This window comes from Actinoplanes sp. NPDC051343 (assembly GCF_044455125.1).
Lineage (GTDB): Bacteria > Actinomycetota > Actinomycetes > Mycobacteriales > Micromonosporaceae > Actinoplanes.
The window spans coordinates 603,486-618,708 of the sequence record NZ_JBITEL010000001.1 but is presented as its reverse complement, the minus strand read 5'-3'; the positions used below and the strand labels follow the sequence as shown (position 1 = coordinate 618,708).

Annotated in this window: 15 protein-coding genes; 14 read left to right on the top strand and 1 reads right to left on the bottom strand. The window is 71.3% G+C overall.

Annotation, left to right across the window (positions count from 1 at the left end; genetic code table 11):
- Positions 1 to 3 precede the first annotated feature (3 nt).
- From ACIA5C_RS02695 to ACIA5C_RS02630, 14 genes are all read left to right on the top strand, one after another.
- Entirely contained in the window at positions 4 to 927 is a 924-nt protein-coding gene (locus ACIA5C_RS02695) for an ABC transporter ATP-binding protein (protein ID WP_396050502.1), read from the top strand.
- On the top strand, positions 924 to 1,751 hold the full coding sequence (locus ACIA5C_RS02690) for an ABC transporter permease subunit (RefSeq protein WP_396050500.1): 828 nt from the start codon (positions 924 to 926) through the stop codon (positions 1,749 to 1,751). The genes ACIA5C_RS02695 and ACIA5C_RS02690 overlap by 4 nt, the downstream gene beginning before the upstream one ends.
- A gap of 78 nt (positions 1,752 to 1,829) precedes the next feature.
- Complete coding sequence (locus ACIA5C_RS02685; RefSeq protein WP_396050498.1) at positions 1,830 to 2,555, top strand: hypothetical protein; 726 nt, start codon at positions 1,830 to 1,832, stop codon at positions 2,553 to 2,555.
- Positions 2,556 to 2,567: 12 nt separating this feature from the next.
- The gene (locus tag ACIA5C_RS02680) at positions 2,568 to 2,888 is read left to right on the top strand and encodes a hypothetical protein (RefSeq protein ID WP_396050497.1); all 321 of its coding nucleotides are present in this window, start codon (positions 2,568 to 2,570) and stop codon (positions 2,886 to 2,888) included.
- On the top strand, positions 2,881 to 3,597 hold the full coding sequence (locus ACIA5C_RS02675; RefSeq protein WP_396050495.1) for a WXG100 family type VII secretion target: 717 nt from the start codon (positions 2,881 to 2,883) through the stop codon (positions 3,595 to 3,597). The genes ACIA5C_RS02680 and ACIA5C_RS02675 overlap by 8 nt, the downstream gene beginning before the upstream one ends.
- Positions 3,598 to 3,606: 9 nt before the next feature.
- On the top strand, positions 3,607 to 4,032 hold the full coding sequence (locus ACIA5C_RS02670) for a hypothetical protein (RefSeq protein WP_396050494.1): 426 nt from the start codon (positions 3,607 to 3,609) through the stop codon (positions 4,030 to 4,032).
- 933 nt (positions 4,033 to 4,965) lie between these two features.
- Positions 4,966 to 5,970, top strand: coding sequence for a glycosyltransferase family 2 protein (locus ACIA5C_RS02665; protein ID WP_396050492.1), 1,005 nt, complete (start codon positions 4,966 to 4,968; stop codon positions 5,968 to 5,970).
- Entirely contained in the window at positions 5,967 to 6,407 is a 441-nt protein-coding gene (locus tag ACIA5C_RS02660; protein WP_396050491.1) for a hypothetical protein, read from the top strand. The genes ACIA5C_RS02665 and ACIA5C_RS02660 overlap by 4 nt, the downstream gene beginning before the upstream one ends.
- A gap of 11 nt (positions 6,408 to 6,418) precedes the next feature.
- The gene (locus tag ACIA5C_RS02655) at positions 6,419 to 7,117 is read left to right on the top strand and encodes a polysaccharide deacetylase family protein (protein ID WP_396050490.1); all 699 of its coding nucleotides are present in this window, start codon (positions 6,419 to 6,421) and stop codon (positions 7,115 to 7,117) included.
- Between the two features lie 6 nt (positions 7,118 to 7,123).
- Positions 7,124 to 8,224, top strand: a complete 1,101-nt coding sequence (locus ACIA5C_RS02650; RefSeq protein WP_396050487.1) for a glycosyltransferase family 4 protein — start codon at positions 7,124 to 7,126, stop codon at positions 8,222 to 8,224.
- Positions 8,221 to 10,590: a hypothetical protein gene (locus ACIA5C_RS02645; protein ID WP_396050486.1), complete on the top strand. Its 2,370-nt coding sequence runs from the start codon at positions 8,221 to 8,223 to the stop codon at positions 10,588 to 10,590. The genes ACIA5C_RS02650 and ACIA5C_RS02645 overlap by 4 nt, the downstream gene beginning before the upstream one ends.
- The gene (locus ACIA5C_RS02640) at positions 10,587 to 11,738 is read left to right on the top strand and encodes a glycosyltransferase family 4 protein (RefSeq protein ID WP_396050484.1); all 1,152 of its coding nucleotides are present in this window, start codon (positions 10,587 to 10,589) and stop codon (positions 11,736 to 11,738) included. The genes ACIA5C_RS02645 and ACIA5C_RS02640 overlap by 4 nt, the downstream gene beginning before the upstream one ends.
- The gene (locus tag ACIA5C_RS02635; protein WP_396050482.1) at positions 11,735 to 13,021 is read left to right on the top strand and encodes a lipopolysaccharide biosynthesis protein; all 1,287 of its coding nucleotides are present in this window, start codon (positions 11,735 to 11,737) and stop codon (positions 13,019 to 13,021) included. Before ACIA5C_RS02640 ends, ACIA5C_RS02635 begins: the two co-directional genes overlap by 4 nt.
- Complete coding sequence (locus ACIA5C_RS02630) at positions 13,018 to 14,145, top strand: glycosyltransferase family 4 protein (RefSeq protein WP_396050479.1); 1,128 nt, start codon at positions 13,018 to 13,020, stop codon at positions 14,143 to 14,145. The genes ACIA5C_RS02635 and ACIA5C_RS02630 overlap by 4 nt, the downstream gene beginning before the upstream one ends.
- On the opposite strand, the gene ACIA5C_RS02625 is transcribed toward ACIA5C_RS02630, so the two are convergent.
- Positions 14,142 to 15,137, bottom strand: coding sequence for an endonuclease/exonuclease/phosphatase family protein (locus tag ACIA5C_RS02625; RefSeq protein WP_396050478.1), 996 nt, complete (start codon positions 15,135 to 15,137; stop codon positions 14,142 to 14,144). The two genes, ACIA5C_RS02630 and ACIA5C_RS02625, sit on opposite strands and share 4 nt — an antisense overlap.
- Between the last annotated feature and the right edge of the window lie 86 nt (positions 15,138 to 15,223).

Here is a 15,223-nt window from a genome sequence, read left to right as displayed (position 1 = left end):
GTCATGATCGAGGCCAGAGGCCTCACCAAGCGTTACGGCGACAAGCTTGCCGTCAACGATCTGTCTTTCACAGTACGTCCGGGCATCGTCACCGGGTTCCTGGGGCCGAACGGCGCCGGGAAGTCCACCACCATGCGCATGATTCTGGGCCTGGACCGGCCGACCTCGGGCGAGGCGCTGATCAACGGCCGGCCCTACACGTCGGCCCGCACGCCGATGCAACTCGTCGGCGCTCTGCTCGACGCCAAGGACGTACACGGTGGCCGCACCGCCCGGGCCCACCTGACCGCGCTGGTCCAGTCGAACGGCCTGCCCCGGCGGCGGGTCGACGAGGTCCTCGCGATGACCGGCATGACTGAAGCGGCCGGCCGCCGCATCAAGGGCTTCTCGCTCGGCATGTCGCAGCGGCTCGGCATCGCGGCGGCGATGCTCGGCGACCCGGAGATCCTGATCTTCGATGAGCCGGTCAACGGGCTCGACCCGGAGGGCATCCTCTGGATCCGGCGCTTCATGCACTCGCTGGCCGACGAGGGGCGGACGGTCTTCGTCTCCAGCCACCTGATGAGCGAGATGGAGAACACCGCCGAGCACCTGATCGTCATCGGTCTCGGCAAGCTGCTCGCCGACATGAGCACGACCGACTTCATCGCGGCCAACTCGGCCGGTCTGGTCCGGGTGCGCACGCCCGACCTCGAAAAAATGCTGGATGCCCTGCGTGAGGCCGGCCTTCAGCCCAACGTGGTCGACGGGCACATCGAGCTGCTGGGCACGACGACCGAGGCGGTCGGCGAACTGGCCGCACAGCACCAGCTGACCCTGCACGAGCTCTTCACCCAGCGCTCGTCGCTCGAGCAGGCGTTCATGGAGATGACGAAGGACTCGGTCGAATACCAGGCCACCGGCGCGACCGTGGGGAGCGGGCAATGACGACTACGACGATGCCGCCGCGGCGCACGTCCGCGCTCCCGGCCGGTGGGGCCACGCTGCCCCGGGTGCTCCGTTCGGAGTGGACGAAGTTCTGGTCGCTGCGCTCGACCTGGTGGACCCTGCTGATCGCGTTCGTCGTGACGGTCGGCTTCTCGACACTGCTGGCCTGGGGTGCGTCGAGCAATGTCGACAAGATGGACGCCCACGACCGCGCGACGCTCGACGTCACCAACGCCGCCATGGTCGGCATCGCGTTCGGCCAGCTCGCGCTGGCGGTGCTCGGCGCACTGATCATTGCCGGCGAATACTCGACCGGCGGCGTCAAGACGACGTTCGTGGCGGTGCCCAACCGGCTGCGCGTGCTGCTGGCCAAGGTTCTGGTGTTCGGGGTCGTCGCCTGGGTCGTCGGCACGGTGTCGGCGTTCGTCTCGTTCTTCGTGGCGATGTCGTTCTGGTCGTCGCACGACCTGGCGGCCAGTCTTTCCGACCCGGGAGTGCTTCGCGCGGTGCTGGGAGCCGGTCTGATCGCCTTGGCGGCCGGGCTGCTCGGTCTCGCGCTGGGTGCGCTGATCCGGCACACCGCGGGCTCGATCACCACCGCGGTCGCCCTGCTGTTCGTGGTGCCGCCGCTGACCGGTCTGCTGCCCGGTGACTGGGGCAATTCGATCTCGAAGCACTTCACCACGAACGCCGGCCAGCGCATCACCGAGGTCATCCACACGCCGGGGCAGTTGGGCCCCTGGGCGGGCTATCTGTGGATGCTCGCCGAGTGCGTGATCCCGCTGATCGTCGGTGCGTGGCTGATGCGCCGCCGGGACGCCTGAGGCGGGCCGTCCAACGTGGGTTGCGCGCCGGGCTGATGCTTGAGACAGTCCGGCGCGACACCAACACGGGGGACGCGCATGGGGGACCTTTACGAGGCCGGTGAGCAATTCGTCCGGCGCGCCCGATCGGCGAAGGATGCGGTGGGCGCGCCGGGAACGGACGCGAGCGGGGCGGTGAGCGTCACGCTCGACCCGGACGGCCGCGTGGCCGCGGTTTCGGTGGTCGCCGGCTGGCCGCAGCGGGTCAGCGAGGACCGGCTCGGGGAGGCGGTCCGCAGCGCGGTCCAGAACGCCGTTTCCCACCGCGTTGCCGCGTGGGGTGAGAGCTATGCGTCGGGTGCCGATGAGTCTTCATCGGCACCCGATCCGTTTCCGCAGCGGGCCGAGCTGCAGCGGCGCCTGCGAGCGGCGGCGTCGGGCCAGATGTCCGGAGAAGACCTGCGGGCGGCCCTGGGCGAACTACTGGCGATGGCCCGCGACATCGAGCAGGGCCTCGACGAGGTCTCGGCCAAGCTCCGGTCGACGCTCGGCGCCGCTCACACCGGCCGCAGCCCGGACCGGCACGTCACGGTCTCGATGACCGGTGGCGGCGAGGTGACGGCGGTCCGGTTCGAGGGCTCCTGGCTGCGCCAGGCCCATGAGATCAATATCGGCCGGCAGGCGACGGCCGCGTTCCGGGCCGCGTACGCGGAGGTGGCCGCACACGGTGTGCAGAGACTGATCGCCGACAGTCCGCTCGGCGCCGTTCAACGGGCGGGGCAGGACCCGCTCGGTCTGGCCCGCCGGCTGCGGGTCATCGAGTGACGAGGAGGCAGGATGACGACGGTCGCCGTCGCGATCGAGGCGATGCGGCACGACGCCGCGGTGTGGGACGAGGTGTCCGGTGTGGTCGGCCGGGCCGGTCAGGAAGCCGCGGCTCTGACGCTCGGCGAGGCACAACTGTCGTGGGCGAGCGTGCCGACCGGCCTGCTCGACACCTACCAGGAGATCCAGCGGAAGGTGGCGGCGCTGCTCGGCGAGGGCCGCGACGTGACCCGCGGCCTGAGCGTCACGCTGGACGAGGTCGCCACGGCTTATCAGTTGAGCGACGACAAGGCGGCCGCCCGATTCGACGGGGAGTGGGACGTCCATGAGTAGCGAGGCCGAACTGCTCGAGAAGATCAACTCGGTGATCGCCCGGATCGACGGCAAGACCACCGAACTGCAGGAGTCGCTCACCGGCAAGCTGCACTGGCTGCCCGGCGGCCTGCGGGACAAGGTCGTCGACGGCTGGAACGCGTTCTGCGGCTATCTGAAGCGGGTCTGGGACAACCTCGGCGAGGTCATCGCGAATCTGGGCTCGCCGTCCGCCCTGCAGGCCGCCGCCAACGCCTGGAGCGATCTGGTCGGCCGCCCGGTCAGCGGCCAGGTGCAGTCGGCCGACGCCGGCCTGCTGAGCGTCGACACCACGTGGGACGGCACGGCGGCGGAGGCGTACCGGCAGGCGTTGCCGCTGCAGAAGGCGGCGCTCGACAAGGTGAAGTCGACGATGACCGACGGCATCGCGTCCGCGCTGACCGCGGTCGCGTCGAGCATCGTCCTGTTCTGGGGGCTGCTGGTGACCGCGCTCGGTGCGCTGATCATCGGCATCGTCGGCGCGGTCAGTTCGGTCGCGACGATCGCCGGCCTGCCGGCCGCACCGTTCATCGCCGCCGCGGCCGCCCTCGCCGCCTCGGCGTCCCTGATCACCGGCTCGGAGGTTCTCAAGGCCTCCTGCGCGTCGGCCAACACCGGCCTGCGGCTCAAGCTCGACGACGACACGGCCTTCCCCGGCGGTCATTGGCCGCCGGCGGCGGCCACCGGCTGAGCGTGCGGCATGGCGCCTTCCGTACGCCGTAGCACCCTGCACGCCGTACTCACCGGCATGCTGGCCCTGGTCGACGTGGCGTTCGCCTGGCTCGGGTGGCTGATGTGGACTCTGCACCGCGACGGCCCGGGCCAGCCCGCGGAGGCGGCGACCTTCGTCCTGCTCGGAGTCTCGGCCTTGGTGGGGGCGATCGTGATGCTGGTCGCGACGGCGGCATTCCTCCGGGGCCGCCGCTCGACCGCTCGCGCCGCGGCGGCGATCGCATGGTTTCGGGCGCTGACCGTGGTCGCCGTGCTGGCGGTGCTCGCGGGGGCACTCGGCTCCTCGGCGATCCTCGGTCTGGTCCCGGCCACCGGCGCGGCCATCGCCGTGGCCGACGCGATTTTCGCCGTGCTGGCGGCGGGCGCCGCTCTACGCCGCACGGCCGACGGCTGAGCCGATCGCCGGTGCCGCCGGCGTGCGGCCGACGGCTGAGCCGATCGGCGGTGCGGGCGTCGCGCTGCGCCGTGTGGCCGACGGCTGAGCCGATCGGCGGTGCGGGCGCCGCGCTTCGCCGGGTGGCCTGTGGGTGAGCCGATCGGCGGTGCGGGCGTCGCTCTCTGTCTGGTTCTCGCCGTGCTCGTGGCCCTGGTGGTGGTCTACAGTGTCCGCCGGCGGCGCCGGGGGCGCGGTCGGCTGGAGGAGTGGGCGCGGGCGAGTGGCTGGCGGTTCACCTGGGAGCCGGTCGTCGACCGAGGCCGGCGCATGCCCGGCGGCGTCACCCACAGTCTTTCGGCCACATTGCACGGCCGTCCCGTCGCACTCGCCGAATGCACGGTGACCGACGGCGAATCCGAATACCGCATTTTTCGTCATCGTGGCGGTCACCTTGAGCCGAGCATTGCCGTCGATCGAGGTGTCGCCGCGTCGCGGCCGGCGGCAATTCATCGCGCCGGGCGAGGGCGCCACCGGCATTCGACAATGCCTTCCGCATTCGCGCCGAGCCGCCGGCCGACCGACTGTGGTGGCTCCCGCCGGAACTGATTGCGGCCCGGCTGCAGCGGCGGGTGCCGGAGTCGTGGAGCCCGTCATCGCGGACGCCCGGAGCCCGGTCGGCTGTTGCTGGAGGCTCGCACACTGGTCAGACTCGCCGATCTTCTCGATCCGCTCGACACGCCGGGGCGTTCCCTCTGACGGGGGACCCGCGAGGGTGACCCGCGTCGCGGGACCCGCGTTCCGCCGCGCGGCATCGTGAACTTTTCTCTCACTCGCGGCAGCCGACCGCCGTGGCCAGGGGAAATTCGAAGGGTTACGGCAAATGGCATCCGAATAAGGGTGCGCCTCGTCACTGATTCGTTTCCTGAATACGAAGCGATGCGATGACGTTTCGTGTTTCACGATGCATTTGTCGGCGCGGGCAACCCGAACGGATTAATACCATCGTCAGGGAACGTCGACGCACCGGAGGAATGGTGGACGTACCGGTGGTCCGTTTCAAATGAGCGCACTTTCGTCTGCAAACCGGCGGTGCTAGCTTCGTGGCGGATCGAGGCCGGTGGCCTCGATCTTTGTGGCTCGGTCAACAAGATCCGACCTTGCTCGCATTGCCGGCCTAGGACATCAAGGATAGACGTGGCGAAGACGCTTTCGGTCGTTATCCCAGCATTCAACGAGGCGGAGAATCTTTTTCCTCTGATGGAGACGATCCCTGTCCGGGACTTGCGCCGAATGGGATGGAACACCGAAATCCTGGTCGTCGACAACAATTCGACGGACGGAACCGGCGACCTGGCGCGCGAACTCGGCGCCACGGTGGTCTTTCAAAAGGAGCGTGGTTACGGAAACGCCTATCGCGCGGGACTGACGGCGGCCTCGGGCGACGTCATCGCGACCGGGGACGCGGACTGCACGTACCCCTTCGACGCATTGCCGGAAATGCTCTCGGCATTCGAGGACCACGAGGTCGAGTTCCTCACCACCAACCGGCTGCTGCGACGCAACCGGCAGGCCATGAAGATCTCGCACACGCTGGCCAACCATCTTCTCAGCGGCGTCAGCCGGGCGCTCTTCCGCAACAACGTCAAGGACTCCCAGTCCGGCATGTGGATCTTCCGGCGCTACGTCTGGGAGCGGCTGCGCGTCGAATCGGGCGGCATGGCGTTCTCGCAGGAGATCAAGAACGCCGCCACCACGGCCGGGTTCCGCTTCACCGAGGTGCCGATCGAGTACCGCCCGCGCGGGGGTGAGGTCAAGCTCAACGCGCTCCCGGACGGCATCGGCAACCTGTGCCAGCTCTTTCGGCATCGCCTCCGTAAGGCGATCCCGGTGCCCGTACAGCTGCCGCCCGCGCCGGCCGAGCAGCCGGCACCGGCCGGCGCACTGGGTGCGATATGACCCGGACGTCCCGGTCGCTGATCGGCGCCGGCGCGGTGAGCGCCGTGCTGCTGGCGGCGGGTGTCGCCACGGCCGTGTCGTCCACTGTCCGGACCGAGGTCCGGGAGTCGTTCACGCGGCTGCCGGACGAGTACACCGAGCTCTACTTCGCCGGCACCCCGGCGCTGACCACGCGGGACGGCCGTCCGGTCGTCCGGGTTCCGGTCGCGCTGGTCCACCACGGCCGCAGCACCCAGCTGTGCCGGGTCAAGGTGGCGGTCGCCGATCCGCCGGTCGCGGCCGAAGCCGGCCTGTGGGCCCAGCCCGGCCGGGTCGCCGAGCAGACGTTCACGTTGACGCCGAACGGCCGGAAGCCCTCCGACTACCTCATCGAGGTGACCCTCATCAACCACACCCAATCACTTCACTACCGGCTCGAAGCGCAGGCCACGAAGTGAACCGGCCGGTCGTGACCACGAGCTGGGACGACGGCCACCGCCTCGACGTGCGCCTCGCCGAGCTGCTGGACCGCTACGGGCTGCCCGGCACCTTCTACATCGCGCCCCGCAACATCGAGTTCGAGAAGGGCGACCATCTCGGCGCGCCGGGCGTACGGGAGCTGGCGGAACGCTTCGAGATCGGCGGGCACACGCTGTCGCACTACCGGCTGCCGAAGATTCCCGACGCGGCGGCGCGGGAGGACATCCGCGCCGGCAAGCAGGACGTCGAGGACACCATCGGCGGGGAGGTGGTGAGCTTCTGCTACCCCCGCGGCGAATATCAGGCCCAGCACGTCGCGATGGTGCGGGAGTGCGGCTTCCGCACGGCCCGGACGGTACGCCGCCACGCGCTCGACCCTGGCGATCCGTTCGAGGCGCGCACCACGGTCAACGCGTACGCCCACCGGGTCGACGTTCCGGTGGCCGTCCGGATGGCCGGCCGGCGTCCGCGCGCGGCGGCCCGGCTGTTCCTGAACTGGGACGACCTGGCGATCGCCTGGTTCGAGGCCTGCCTGCGGGACGGCGGAGTCTTCCACCTGTGGGGCCACAGCTGGGAGGTCGACGCCCGCGGTGACTGGGCCCGGCTGGAGCGAGTGCTCGAACACATCGGTGGCCGGGCGGACGTCCGTTACCTGACCAACGGCGAACTCGTCACGACGGGGGACTGACATCCAATGGCGAGCATCACCCAGATCACGCCGTACTACCCGCCGCACCTCGGTGGCATGGAGAAGGTCGTCGAGAACATCGCGAACGGCCTGCGGAGCCGTCACGACGTGACGGTCCTGACCACCACGATCGGCGCCGGTCCGGCGCGGCTGAGGGAGGTCACCGGGCGGTTGCGGGTACGCCGGCACCGGTCGATCGAGCTCGCGCACACCCCGATCGCGCCCGGGCTGGTGCTGTCGCTGGCCCGTACGCCGAAGACGGCGATCCTGCACCTGCACAGCGCGCACGCGCTACTGCCCGAGCTGGTGGCACTGATCGCCCGGCTGCGTGGGCAACGGTTCCTGCTGCACTTCCACCTCGACGTGGACAGCTCGGGACCGCTCGGCTGGCTGCTGCCGTACTACAAGCGGCACGTCTTCGGCCGTGTGCTGCGCGCCGCGGCCGGGGTCATCGTGTTGACCGGCAGCCAGGCCGACTTCGTGCACCACACGTACGCGGTCCCGCGCCGCCGCCTGCACGTGGTGCCGAACGGCGTCGGGGAGGACCAGTTCATGCCGCCCCGGCGCGCCCCCCGCGCGGGCGGACCGTGCCGGCTGCTCTACGTCGGCCGGCTCAGCCCGCAGAAGAACGTGGCCCGGCTGCTCGAGGCGGTGTCGATGTGCGAGCAGCCGGTCGGCCTGACCGTGGTCGGCGACGGTGAGCAGCGGGACCAGCTGCGTGAGATGGCCGGGCGTCTCGGCCTGTCGGAGACGGTGACCTTCGCGGGCGCCCGGTTCGGGGCGGATCTGCGCCGGGCGTACGCCGAGGCCGACGTCTTCGTGCTGCCCTCGGACCGCGAGGGCATGCCGCTGGTCGCGCTGGAGGCGATGGCGGCCGGCCTCCCGGTCGTCGCCACCCGGGTGCCCGGCAACATCGAGTTGCTGAAGGACGTCGCCGTGCTCGCCGAGCCCGCCCCGCACGCACTGGCCGCCTCCGTCGACACCGTGGCGGCCGACCCGGAGCTCTTCGAGCGGCTCGCGCGCGGCAGTTCCGAGGCGGCGCGGGCCTACACCTGGACCGCCGTCGTCGACCGGATCACCGCCGTCTACGCCGAAGCGATCCCGTGAGCACGGCCCTGGCCGACACGCTCGTCATAGTGCCCGTGGCGGTGTCCCCGCGACCGACCGGGAGCCGTGCCCGGCGGCTGCGTGACGTCGGGCTGAGCCGTCTGCGCCGCCGCTGGATCCTGCTCGCGATCACCCTGGTGGCGGGCGCCACCGAACTGCTCCCGGCCGTGCCGGTCGGAGTGTGGGCGGCGGCCGGGCTGTGGTTGCTCCTCGCGGCGCCGGTCGTGCTCTGGTACGCGATCTGCCGCCGCCTGGTCTCGTCCCGCGACGGCGGCGCCGTGGTCGCGCTGGGATGCGCCGTGCTGGCCGACATCGTGCTGGCGCTGGTGCTCAACACGGTTCTGCCGTGGGCCGGCATCGAGCATCCGCTGTCGCGCATCCCGTTGACGTACGCCGTGGTGCTCGCCGTCGTGGCGCTCGCGGCGGTGGCGCCCGTCGTCCCGTTCCGCATCCGCCTGGCCGACAACCGGGGCCTGGGCGTGGTTTCCGGCCTGAGCGTGCTCGTGCTGCTGCTCTCGATCGCCGGGCCGGTACGCCTCAACAACGGGCTCGGCGCGGCCGCCGCGGTGGCGGCGCTGCTGGCGTCGGCGGCCCTGATGGCGGTGCTGTTCCTCGGCCGGCGGCGGCACGCGCCCGAGGCCACCGCGCTGGGCGTCTTCGCGGTCGCGCTCGGCCTGCTCCTGCTCTCCTCGCTGCGTGGCTGGTACATCACCGGGCACGACATCCAGCGGGAGTACGGCGTCTTCCAGCTGACCTACGCCGCGCAGCACTGGAGCATCGAGGCCTTCCGCAATCCGTACAACGCGTGCCTGAGCATCAACCTGTGGCCGGCCCTGGTGTCCCGGCTGACCGGCATCTCCGGCGTCTACGTCTTCAAGGCCCTCATCCCGATGCTGTTCGCGGCCGCCCCGGTCGGGCTCTACCGGGCCGTCCGCAACGTGGCGCCGCAGAGCATCGCGCTGCTGTCCGCGTTCTACTTCGTGCTGTTCCCGACCTACTTCACCGACATGGCGTTCCTGGGCCGCCAGGAGATCGCCTTCCTGCTGCTCGGCTGCATCATGGTCGTGCTCACCGACCGCGGCCGCGCGATGGGGCCGCGCCGGGTTCTCGTCACGGCGTTGCTGGTCGGCATCGTCATCACGCACTACTCCACGACGTACGTGGTGCTGGCGTCGCTGGCGTTCGCGTACCTTCTGGCCCGCGCCCTGGGACTGCCCGGAATCGGGCGGCACCGCAACCGGCGGCCGGATCCGCTCTTCGTGACCTGGTGGATGGTGGTCGCCACCGCGGTGGCCGCGGTGCTCTGGACCGGGCCGCTGACCCACACCGGCCAGCAGGCGCGCGACACCGCCACGGCCGCGGTGCTGGAAATGCTCGGGCAGCGGGACGAGAGCGCCTCCTCGGACACCGCGTACAGCCTGCTCGGCGGCGGCCGGGTGACGACGGAGCAGCGCCTGGACGCCTATGCGCAGGACACGATCTCCGACACCGCCCGGGGCCGGGCGCAGGGTGACTATCTGCCGCTCGACGTGATCGGCCGGTATCGGGTCGAGGCGGCCGAGCAGCCGGACATGCCGCTCACCGGGCTGGGACGATGGCTGCGCGGTATCGGGCTCGACGTCACCGGGCTGAACACCCTCGTCCGGCTGTCGGCGGCCCGCCTGCTGCAGGCCCTCCTGGTCGTCGGGATGATCGTGGTGACCTTCGGCCGCCGGCCGCCGTTCACCGCCCGGACCGAGCTCACGGCCCTGAGCCTCGCCTCGATCGGCGTGCTGGGCATCCTGACGGTGCTGCCCGAACTGTCGGTCGACTACGGCCTCCTGCGCGCGTTCCAGCAGGGGCTGTTCTTCTTCGCCCCGTTCATCGCGGCCGCCTCGGTCTGGATTTTCCGCTGGACCCGCCACCGGGCGCCGGTTCTCGCGTTCGGCGTGTGCCTGGCGCTCTTCCTCGACCTGGCCGGGGTGGTCCCGAAGGCGCTCGGCGGCTATCCGGCGCAGCTGCATCTGGCCAACTCGGGCCAGTACTACGACATCTATTACGTGCATCCCGAGGAGCGTTCCGGCATCGCCTGGTTGCGGGCGCGGGCCTCGGAGAAGGAGCTCGAGAGCGTGCAGTCCGAGGTCCAGACCGATCGCTACACCTTCGGCAGCATGCACAGCCTGCTGCCGGGCCGGGCCGGCAACGACATCTACCCGACCCTGATCGGCACCGGCAACTACGTCTTCCTCGGCTACACGACTGTCCGAAAGGGAGAGGCCACGGTCTTCTACCGGGGCGATCTGGTGACCTACCACTATCCGGCTGGTCTCCTCGACGAGACGAAGAACAAGATCTACAGCAGCGACGGAGCGGAGGTCTACCGGTGAACGGGCGGCCGCGGATCCTTCTCGTCAGTCACTACTTTCCCCCGCATCTCGGCGGCATCGAGAACGTCGTCGCGCAGGAAGCCCGGCATCTGGCCGAGGCGGGCGCGGACGTCACGGTTCTGACGACGGGCCGGCCGGGCGACGAGACGACGTTTTCCGGCGTACGAATCATGCGTCAGCGGGCGTGGGACGGCATCGAGCACCGCGCGGGTGTGCCGTTTCCGGTGCCCGGGCCGGCGATCGTCGCGCTCGCCCGGAGCCTGGCGCGATGGGCCGACGTGGTGCACCTGCACGACGGGGCCTATGCGACGTCCTGGGCGGCCGCCGCCGCGGCGGCGGCCACCGGCACGCCGTTCGTGATGACCCAGCACGTCGCGCTGGTTGACCATCCGGCCGCGGTCGTACGCCTCGTCCAGCGCGCCGTCTGGTCCACGGCCGGCCGTGCGCTGCTCCGCCGGGCCGAACGGGTCTTCGTGCTCAACGACACCGTGGCGGCGTTCGTCCGCGACCACGGTGCGCGTCCCGGGCGGGTCGGGCTGCTGCCCAACGGTGTCGACGCCGCGCTCTTCTCGCCGTGCCCGAGCGACGACGAGCGCCGGGCCCTGCGCGTACGCCTCGGTCTGCCGGCCGACCGGATGCTGGTCCTGTTCGCGGGCCGGCTCGTCCCGAAGAAGGGCCACGAACTGTTGCGTTCCGCCGCGGGCCCGGAGTACGACCTCGTCTTCGCCGGCGACGGACGGGAAGGCACGCCGCCGTCCGAGCCCGGCGTGCACTACCTCGGGCGGCTCGACCAGCCGGGGCTCGCGGCGGCCTATCGGGCCTGCGACGTCTTCGCGCTGCCGTCCACCTCGGAGGGTTTCCCGCTCACCGTGCAGGAGGCGATGGCCTGCGGCCTGCCGGTGGTGACCACCGACGACCCGGGCTACCGGCCCTACCGGCTGGACCGTGAGCACATCCGGCTGGTGCCCCGCGACGCCCGGGTGCTGCGCGAGACCCTGACCGAACTCGCCGCCGACCCGGCCCGGCGCCGCGCGATGGGCGACTGGTCGCGCCGCTACGCCCTGGACACCTTCTCCTGGCATCGTCACGCCGCCGAACTCCTGGAGCGCTACCCACTCGACATCGGAAAGGCGGCGAGCACCTCATGAGTCAGCCCCGCGTGCTTGCCCGGCCCGCGCTGCTGCCGATCCGCGAGTTGCGCAGCGACCCGCTGGTGCGGAACTCGTTTTTCCTGATGGCCACCGCGGCTCTCGGCGCGGGCTCGGGGTTCGTCTTCTGGCTGATCGTCGCCCGGCTCTATCCGACGGCCGAGGTGGGCCGGGCGTCGTCGTTGCTGTCCAGCGTGGCGCTGCTCTCGTACTTCAGCCTCTTCGGCTTCAGCAACGCGCTCATCCGCTTCCTGCCGACCAGCCGGGACCGGGCGCGGGACGCCGGGACCGCCATCTCGGTGGTCGTCCTGTGCAGCCTCGTCATCTCGGCCGGCTTCGGCCTCGCCGCCCCGTGGTTGGCCGGCGACCTGGGTTTCCTGCGCTCCACCGGCAGCCGGCTGGCCGTCTTCGTGCTGCTGGCGGCCGGCGCGGCGGTCAACCTCCTCACCGACTCGATCTTCGTGGCGGTCCGCGCGACCCGCACCAACCTGCTGATCAACGGCATCCTGATGAGCACCGTCAAGCTGGGGCTGCCCGTCCTGGCCGTGGCGTACGGGGCGTTCGGCATCTTCGCGGCGAGCGGTGCCGCCTCCACGCTGGCCGCGATCGTCAGCCTGGCCGTGATCCGCAAACAGCTCGCGATCCGGGCCCGCGCACTGTTCAGCCGGGCGTCGCTGCGGGCGATGCTGAACTACTCGCTCGGCAGCTACCTTTCCGGGAGCCTCAATCTGCTGCCGCAGATCGCGCTGCCGATCATCGTGCTGCACGAGCTGGGACCGGTGCTGGCGGCCGTCTATTTCGTGGCGTTCCAGATCTCGAACCTGGTCAGCGCCGCCTCGTACGCCATCGGCGAGGCGCTCTTCGCCGAGGGCTCGCACGAGCCCGGCGCACTGCGCCGCCTCGCCCTGCGGTCGGGCGGCATGATGCTCGCGCTCACCGCGACCGCGGTGGCCGCCGTCGCGGCGCTGGCCGTGCCGATCCTGCGGGTCTTCGGCGACGACTACGCGCGGCACGGAACCGCGACGCTGGTCCTCTTCGCGTTCTCGTCGCTGGCCGTCGCCTTCAACACCTGGGCCGGCTTCCTGCTCAAGGTGCAACGCCGGCTCGGGCGCCTGGTCGCCTCCAACCTCGTTTTCATCGTCGTGATCCTCGCGGTGGCGCTCGGGAAGCTGCACGACGGCCTGATCTGGGCGCCGATCGCCTGGGGCCTGGGCAACCTGCTCTGCGGTGCGGTGGCCGCCGTGGGCCTCGTCAGGAATCCCCGCGAGGAGCAACCCGCATGACGACCGTTCTCCTGGCCACGCCGTTCTACCCGCCGAGCCTGGGCGGGGTCCAGCAGTACGTGCAGAATCTGGCCCGGCAGCTCACGGCCCGGCACGGGCACCGGGTCGTCGTGGTCACCACCGCGGGCGACGGCGCCGGGCCGTCCCGCGCCGACACCGCCGAGGGCATCACCGTGTACCGGTTGCCCGCGCTGGCCCGGATTTCCCAGACCCCGGTGGGCCTCGGCTGGACGCGGGCCATCCGGCGGGTCATCCGGTCGGAAGGGGTCGACCTCGTCAACGGGCACGGGCCGGTCCCGCTGTTCGCCGACGCGGCCCGGCGGGCGGCCGGGCGGGTGCCGTTCGTGCTGACCTACCACGCCGGGCGCATGCGCAAGCAGGCGCTTCTGCCGGACGCCGTCTGCGCGGCCTACGAGCGTACGGTCATGGCCGCGACCGCCCGCAAAGCGGAAGCGGTGATCTGCGCGTCGGAACATGTGGTCGAAGAATTCCCGCGGCTGTTCGCCGGGCGCGCGGCGGTCATCGAGCCGGGCGCCGACCTCAGCCTCTTCGCGCCGGCGCCGCTGCCGCCCGGACCGCGCATCGTGTTCGTGGGCTCGCTGGAGCGCACGGCGAGCTACAAAGGACTTCCGGACCTGCTGCACGCGCTGGCCGCGCTGGCCGAGGCGATTCCGCAGGCCTGCCTCGAGGTGGTCGGTGCCGGCTCGGCGGAGGACGACTACCGGGCGCTCGCCGGGCGGCTCGGCATCGCCGGACGGGTGACGTTCGCCGGGCACCTCAGCGGTGAAGACCTGGCCGCGGCCTATCGGCGAGGGCGGGTGCTCGCGCTGCCGACGCACTTCGACAACTTCCCGACCGTGATCGTCGAGGCGATGGCGACCGGGCGGCCGGTGGTGGCGACCCGGGTCGGTGCGATCCCGACGATGGTCGCCGAGGGGGAAACCGGGCTGCTCGTCGATGCCGGGGACGTCCCGGCGCTGACCGGGGCGCTGGCCGCCGTGCTCGGCGACCGGCAACGGGCCGAGCGGTTCGGGGCCGCCGGCGCCGCCACGGTCGCGGAAAGGCTGTCGTGGCAACGGCAGGCGGATCGGACGGCCGAGGTGTTCGAGCGTGCCCTGGGCTAACGGCGGGCGGGCAGCCACAGGTCGGCCACCACGGCGCGGTGATCGCTGCGCCGGAGGGCATGGACGGCGACACGCGAGACCCCGATGCGACGGTCGACCAGCACGTGATCGATCGTCACCAGCTTGACCGGGCGGATCGCGTACGGGCCCCAGGTCGGCCGAAGTCCCTGACCGGTCGCGTCCGCCGCGTCCCGGTAACCGCGCCCGATCAGCCGCCGGAGCGCGGCGTGGTCGAGCGTCGCGTTGAAGTCGCCCAGCAGGATGCGGGGCGGCCCGTCCGGGTCCGGCACCGGCTCGTTGCCGAGATCGGTGCGCCACTCGTCCATGACCGCGAGACTGTGAGGAGCCACCGGATGCGCCGACTCGATCGCCACCGGACCCCCCGACGGCACCTCGACGGTCGCGTAGGCCTGCTGAAATCCGCCCACGTTGAGGCGCACGCCGGGTCCGCTGAGCGGATAGCGGGAGTAGAGCGCCGAACCCGTGGTGTCGAAGGGGTCGCTGGTGCGGGGGAGCGCGACCGACGCGTACGGGAAAAGCGTGCCGAGCCCGGCGGCCGTGAGTGCCGACCGGGCCTGGCCGGTGAATTCCTGCAGCGCGAGGACCGCGATGTCGTTGGCCCGCACGAGCCGGAGGATCGTCGCCGGGTCGGCACCACCGGCCAGCAGGTTGGCGGTCATCACCGGCAACGCGACGCCGCTGCCGGGGCCGGGGCCGACCGGCCGATCGGCGATGGCCCGCGGCGCGAGGCAGGCCGTGAAGAGGCTGAGGGCGAGGGCGGCCGGTACGGCCGTCGCCCAGCGCCGGCCCGCGACGGCGGCGAGAAACGGCAGCACGGATCCGCCGGCGGCCAGCGGGGTGAAGGCGAGCAGGGGCACCAGAGGGGCGGGCTCCCAGCCCGTGCCACGCAGCGCGGCCCAGGCGAGGCTGCCCGTCGAGAGCGTCCACAGCGCGGCCTGCCGTCGCCTTCGCCAGGCCGTGTCGATCGCCATGTCCCGAACCTACCCGCGACCGAATAAGACCTTTTGATCATGTATGTCGGTTACGCTCGTACAGTGGTGTCCCGTGCGGTAGGCGG

Excerpts from the sequence above, each read along its gene's own strand:
- ACIA5C_RS02695 (WP_396050502.1), top strand. The coding sequence starts at position 4 with ATGATCGAGGCCAGAGGCCTCACCAAGCGTTACGGCGACAAGCTTGCC.
- ACIA5C_RS02690 (WP_396050500.1), top strand. The coding sequence starts at position 924 with ATGACGACTACGACGATGCCGCCGCGGCGCACGTCCGCGCTCCCGGCC.
- ACIA5C_RS02685 (WP_396050498.1), top strand. The coding sequence starts at position 1,830 with ATGGGGGACCTTTACGAGGCCGGTGAGCAATTCGTCCGGCGCGCCCGA.
- ACIA5C_RS02680 (WP_396050497.1), top strand. The coding sequence starts at position 2,568 with ATGACGACGGTCGCCGTCGCGATCGAGGCGATGCGGCACGACGCCGCG.
- ACIA5C_RS02675 (WP_396050495.1), top strand. The coding sequence starts at position 2,881 with ATGAGTAGCGAGGCCGAACTGCTCGAGAAGATCAACTCGGTGATCGCC.
- ACIA5C_RS02670 (WP_396050494.1), top strand. The coding sequence starts at position 3,607 with ATGGCGCCTTCCGTACGCCGTAGCACCCTGCACGCCGTACTCACCGGC.
- ACIA5C_RS02660 (WP_396050491.1), top strand. The coding sequence starts at position 5,967 with ATGACCCGGACGTCCCGGTCGCTGATCGGCGCCGGCGCGGTGAGCGCC.
- ACIA5C_RS02650 (WP_396050487.1), top strand. The coding sequence starts at position 7,124 with ATGGCGAGCATCACCCAGATCACGCCGTACTACCCGCCGCACCTCGGT.
- ACIA5C_RS02635 (WP_396050482.1), top strand. The coding sequence starts at position 11,735 with ATGAGTCAGCCCCGCGTGCTTGCCCGGCCCGCGCTGCTGCCGATCCGC.
- ACIA5C_RS02630 (WP_396050479.1), top strand. The coding sequence starts at position 13,018 with ATGACGACCGTTCTCCTGGCCACGCCGTTCTACCCGCCGAGCCTGGGC.
- ACIA5C_RS02625 (WP_396050478.1), bottom strand. The coding sequence starts at position 15,137 with ATGGCGATCGACACGGCCTGGCGAAGGCGACGGCAGGCCGCGCTGTGG.